The sequence below is a fragment of the Jatrophihabitans sp. genome, assembly GCF_051960575.1.
Taxonomy (GTDB): domain Bacteria; phylum Actinomycetota; class Actinomycetes; order Mycobacteriales; family Jatrophihabitantaceae; genus JBQCEE01.
The window spans coordinates 1-4777 of the sequence record NZ_JBQCEE010000192.1 but is presented as its reverse complement, the minus strand read 5'-3'; the positions used below and the strand labels follow the sequence as shown (position 1 = coordinate 4777).

Annotated in this window: 4 protein-coding genes and 1 pseudogene; all 5 read right to left on the bottom strand. The window is 76.6% G+C overall.

Annotated features, from left to right (window positions below; all coding sequences use genetic code 11):
• The coding region (locus ACTHMS_RS10800; protein WP_440306666.1) for a S8 family peptidase at nucleotides 1–1345 on the bottom strand (1345 nt) is incomplete at its 3' end.
• On the bottom strand, nucleotides 1342–2289 hold the full coding sequence (locus ACTHMS_RS10795; RefSeq protein ID WP_440306665.1) for a hypothetical protein: 948 nt from the start codon (nucleotides 2287–2289) through the stop codon (nucleotides 1342–1344). The genes ACTHMS_RS10795 and ACTHMS_RS10800, both read right to left, overlap by 4 nt.
• A 3-nt stretch (nucleotides 2290–2292) precedes the next feature.
• Nucleotides 2293–2889, bottom strand: a complete 597-nt coding sequence (gene recR / locus ACTHMS_RS10790; RefSeq protein ID WP_440306664.1) for a recombination mediator RecR — start codon at nucleotides 2887–2889, stop codon at nucleotides 2293–2295.
• Between the two features lie 13 nt (nucleotides 2890–2902).
• Complete coding sequence (locus tag ACTHMS_RS10785) at nucleotides 2903–3268, bottom strand: YbaB/EbfC family nucleoid-associated protein (protein ID WP_440306663.1); 366 nt, start codon at nucleotides 3266–3268, stop codon at nucleotides 2903–2905.
• A 132-nt stretch (nucleotides 3269–3400) separates the two neighbouring features.
• A pseudogene (locus ACTHMS_RS10780) lies at nucleotides 3401–4777 on the bottom strand (DNA polymerase III subunit gamma/tau); the annotation flags it as partial.

The window sequence follows — 4777 nt, the reverse complement described above, 5'->3', positions numbered from 1 at the left end:
CGACGACCGGTCGTGGCGCGACTGGAGGCGGCGCCACGACCGGCGACTTCACGAACGGCGGAGCGACGGCCGGAGGCGGTCCCGACGCGGCCGATCCGGCGGCGGCGTGCGCCGCACGCCGCCGCGTCCGCAGGGCGAGCAGCAGCAGCGCGACAAGCAGCACCAGGCCGGTGACGGCCGTCGTCACGCCTGCGCCGACGCTCGACGCCGACTGCCGGGGCGGTGCGCCGACCCGGTAGCTGCCGAACCCGCCCTCCCCCGCCGGCCCGGACGCCGCGGGGCTGGGTGCCCGCGTGGCGGCAGCGCAGGCACCGGCCCGGGCGAGGAACGGCGCGGCCGCCGAGTACACCGGGTTCGCCGCGTCGGCGGCGACGGTCGCGCTGACCGCGCGGTACGCGTCGACCTGCCCGTAGCCGTAGGCCGGGCTCGGCCGGCTGCGGCGGCCGACCAGCGTCGCGAGCAGGCGGGTGACGATGCGCTGGGCGGGCTCGGCGCGGTGGGCCGACCAGACGAGCGCGAGCACGGCCGAGACCAGCGCCGCGGCCTGGCTGGTGCCGTCGCCGCTGTACCCGACACCCGGCACCCGGCTCAATGACGGCACGTTCACGCCGGGCGCCGACACCGTCAGGTACGGCTCGCGCGACGAGAACGGGGCGACCGTGCCGCTGGCGTCGACCGCGCCGACGGCGATGACGCCGAGGCAGACGCCCGGCTCCTCGATCGCGTTGTGGGTCGGGCCGTCGTTGCCCGCCGCGGCGACGACGATGACCCCCTCCCGCAGCGCGTGGTAGACGGCGTCCTGCTCGTCCGGCGGACAGGCCACACCGTCCTGGCTCGGGGTCCGCTTGCCGCCGAGCGAGAGGTTGATGATGTTCGCGCCGTGGTCGGCGGCGTACCGGATCGCCTGCGGCAGGCGGTCGTCGGCGCCGACATCGGTGGTGCCGTTCAGCGGGACGGCCACCGGCAGCACCGTCGCGCTCGGTGCGAGGCCGGTGATGCCGAACGGACCCGGGTCGGCGACCATGATCGACGCCATCGCCGTGCCGTGGCCGAACTCGTCGACGTCGCGGTCGATGCGCCCGTCGCCGCCGGCGCTGCCGAGGTTGGTGCCCGCGAGCACCTTGCCGCGCAGCTGCGGCAGCGCCGCGTTCACGCCAGTGTCGACGACGGCGATCGTGATGCCGCGTCCCTTGATGCCCTGGCTCCAGAGATCGCTGATCCGCCAGCTGTCGAACCAGTACTCCGGCGCGTTCGCCGGCCCTGGCGTCGCGCCGGCGGGCGGCGTGACCACCGGGGCGACGGTGGCGACGAGCGCGGCGGCGGTCAGCGCCGCGAGGCGCCTCACCCGTCGGTCCACGAGACGGTGAGCGGACGCACGGCGTAGGCCGTCGCCGAGAGGTCGAGCTGGATCGCCCCGCGGCCCGAGCGGGGCACGTTCGCGTAGCTCAGCCGGGTGTACGACGCCGTCACGGCGATGCTGCCGGTGATCGAGATCAGGCCGGACGGGCCGGCCTGCAACTGCGCGTGCACGGCGTCGGCGACCGAGCCGGTCAGCGCACCGCGCACGCTGCCCGGCACGTAGCGATCGTCGGGCAGCGGGCAGCGCGGGTCGACCGGCGCGGTGCCTGCGAGACACGTGCGCAGCGCCGTCGTCATCGCAGCGACGACCGCGTCGGTGCCGGCCTGGCTCAGCTGCACGGGCAGCAGCGTCTGCGCACCGGTGGCGAAGGTGATGGCACCGGTGCCGGGGCCGAACTGCAGGTAGGGCGAGTCGAAGCGCACCGGCACGGCGCCGGGGAAGAGCAGCACCGGCCCCCGCGGCAGGGAGTGCCCGAGCAACGCGGCACGGTCGTTGGCCTGCGCGAGCGCGAGGCTCGTGCGCACGGCGGCGCGGGCCACCAACCAGGTGCCCTGCCGCCGCACCACGGGCACGACGTCGTCGACCTGCTGCGGGTCGTCGGGCAGGGCGACCCGGTAGCGCACCCGCACGCTGCCCCGGTCGCCCTTGGTCGACGCGCTGCCGACGACCACGTCGCGCAGCGGGCCGAGCGCGTCCTGCTCGCGCAGCACCGCGTCGGTGAGCAGCAGCCGGCGCCCCGCCGGCACGACCGCCTCGGCGAGCGCGCCGGCCGCGTCCCCGCGCTGCAGGGCGGCGAAGTACGCGCGCACGGCGCCGGCCGCACCCGTGGGCTCGGCGCCGCCGCGGACGGCGACGAGCATGCCGGCGGCGATGAGGGCGAGCGCGATCAGCCCGCCGAGCCGGAACCCCCACCGTGCGCGTGCCGTCACGCGTCAGTCCATCCGCCGCCGACCCGAGAAGGCACGACCGAGCGTCACCTCGTCGGCGTACTCGAGATCGCCGCCCACGGGCAGTCCGCTCGCCAGCCGGGTGACGGTGATGCCGAGGTCCTTGAGCAGGCGGGCCAGGTAGGTGGCGGTCGCCTCGCCCTCGAGGTTCGGGTCGGTCGCGAGGATCAGCTCGGTGATGGTGTCGTCGCGCAGCCGCACCATCAGCTCGCGGATGCGGAGGTCGTCGGGCCCGACGCCGTCGATCGGGCTGATCGCGCCGCCGAGCACGTGGTAGCGCCCGCGGAACTCGCGGGTGCGTTCGATGGCGACGACGTCCTTCGGCTCCTCGACCACGCAGATCACCGACGGGTCACGCCGGGGGTCGAGGCAGATGCGGCAGGTGTCGGCCTCGGCGACGTTGCCGCAGACGGAACAGAACTTGACCTCGTTCTTCACCCGCTTGAGGGTGTCGGCGAGCCGCTCGACATCGGCCGGCTCGGCCGCCAGCACGTGGAACGCGATGCGTTGCGCGCTCTTCGGACCGACGCCGGGCAGCCGCCCCAGCTCGTCGATGAGGTCCTGGACCGCGCCTTCGTACATGGGGGCCTGCGGCCTACAGGCCGGGAAGGCCGAGACCGCCGGCCATCCCGCCGAGGCCGCTCGTGAGCGGGCCCATCGTCTGCTCGGCGAGCTCCTCGGCGACCCGGCGCGCGTCGCGCACCGCGGCGACGACGAGGTCCTGCAGCGTCTCGACGTCGTCCGGGTCGACGGCCTTCGGGTCGATCGCGAGCGCGCGCAGCTCACCGGCACCGGTGACCGTGGCGGTCACCAGGCCGCCGCCGGCCGAACCGGTGACCTCGGTCGCCGCCAGCTCCTCCTGCGCCGCCGCCATCTGCTGCTGCATCTTCTGGGCCTGCTTCAACAGCTGTTGCATGTTCGGCCCGCCGCCGCCGAACTGCGGCCCGCCACCCTTCGCCATGCTGACTCCCTGCTGTCTGCTCGATGCGCCGCAGCGCTGCCCGCGCGGCCGTCCGTCGCGGCTTCCCAGCCTAACCGTCACCCCTGGCAACCCCCGGACGGCGCGGGCCGCGTCCGCTCAGGGCGGATGTCGTCAGGAGGCGTCGAGCGGCCGCGCGCCGAGCTCGTCGCGCAGCAGGCGCAGTGCCTCCTGCTCGGGGTCGACGACCGGGCGTTCGTCCGGCGGGCCGTCGTCGTCGGGCTCGAGGTCGTCGCGCGGGTCGGGCTCCGGTGGCAGCTCGCGGACGGGCGCCGAGCGCACCGCGCCCGTGGCCGCGGGCCGCGCGGTGTCCGCCGCGCCGCCGCCCGCACCGACCGCGATCTTCCACGTGCCGCCGACCACCTTGGTCAGCGCGGCGCGCAGGACCTCGGTGTTGCTGTCCTCGGCGATCATCTTCGCCAGCGCCGCGGGTGCCTCGAGCTTCACCGTGTCGCCCGTGACCGACGCGATCTGGGCGTTGTCGACGAGCGCGCGGGTGCGCCGGCTCGCCTGCTTGACGACCTCGAGCACCTCGGGCCAGATCCGCCGCAGCGCGGTGGCGTCGAGGGTGCCCGCGGCGCCACCACCCGGCGGCGGCGTCGCCGGGGCCGGCGAGGTGTCGGCGGCAGCGGTGAAGCCCGCCGCACCCGGGCCGGCCGGCCGGGGCTCGCGCGCCGCCGGTCGCGACCCGGCCGCCCGACCGGCCGCTGCCGCGCCGCCACCGGGGGCGGACGCAGCGGGCGCCGCCGGAGGCGACGCCGCAGCCTGGGTCGCCGGAGCGTCCGACGCGGCACGGCTGGGGGCGGCGGGCGGCGCGGGGGCCACCGGGGGCTCCGCAGGCGCGGCCGGTGGCCGCGCCGCCGGCGCACTCGACGGGGTCGCCGTCGGGGTGCGGGCAGCCGGGGCGGCCGCGCGGGCCGAGGACGCCGCGACCGGACGCTCGTCGGCGACCGGCGCGCCGCCGCCGGCCACGGTGAGCCGGCGCTCAAGCCGTTCGAGCCGCTGCAGCAGCGCCGCGGCGTCGGCCGTCGCGTCGGGCAGCAGCATGCGCGCGCACAACAGCTCGAGCACGAGGCGCGGCGAGGTGGTGCCGCGCATCTCGATCAGCGCCGCGTGCACGATCTCGGCGAACCGGGTGAGCGTCGCCGGCCCGAGCCGGTCGGCCTGGTCGAGCATGCGGGTGAGCTGGTCACCGGGCGGGTCGAGCAGGCCGCGCTCGGCGGCGTCCGGCACGGCGGCGAGCAGGATCAGGTCGCGGAACCGGTCGAGCAGGTCGAGCGAGAACCGGCGCGGGTCGTGCCCGGCCTCGACCACGCGGTCGACGGCGCGGAAGACGGCGGGCGCGTCGTGCGCGGCCAGGGCGTCGATCGTCTCGTCGAGCAGCGCGTCGTCGGTGACGCCGAGCAGCCCGACCGCCGTCTTGTAGGTGACGCCCTCGTCGCCGGCGCCGGCGAGCAACTGGTAGAGGATCGACAGCGAGTCGCGCACCCA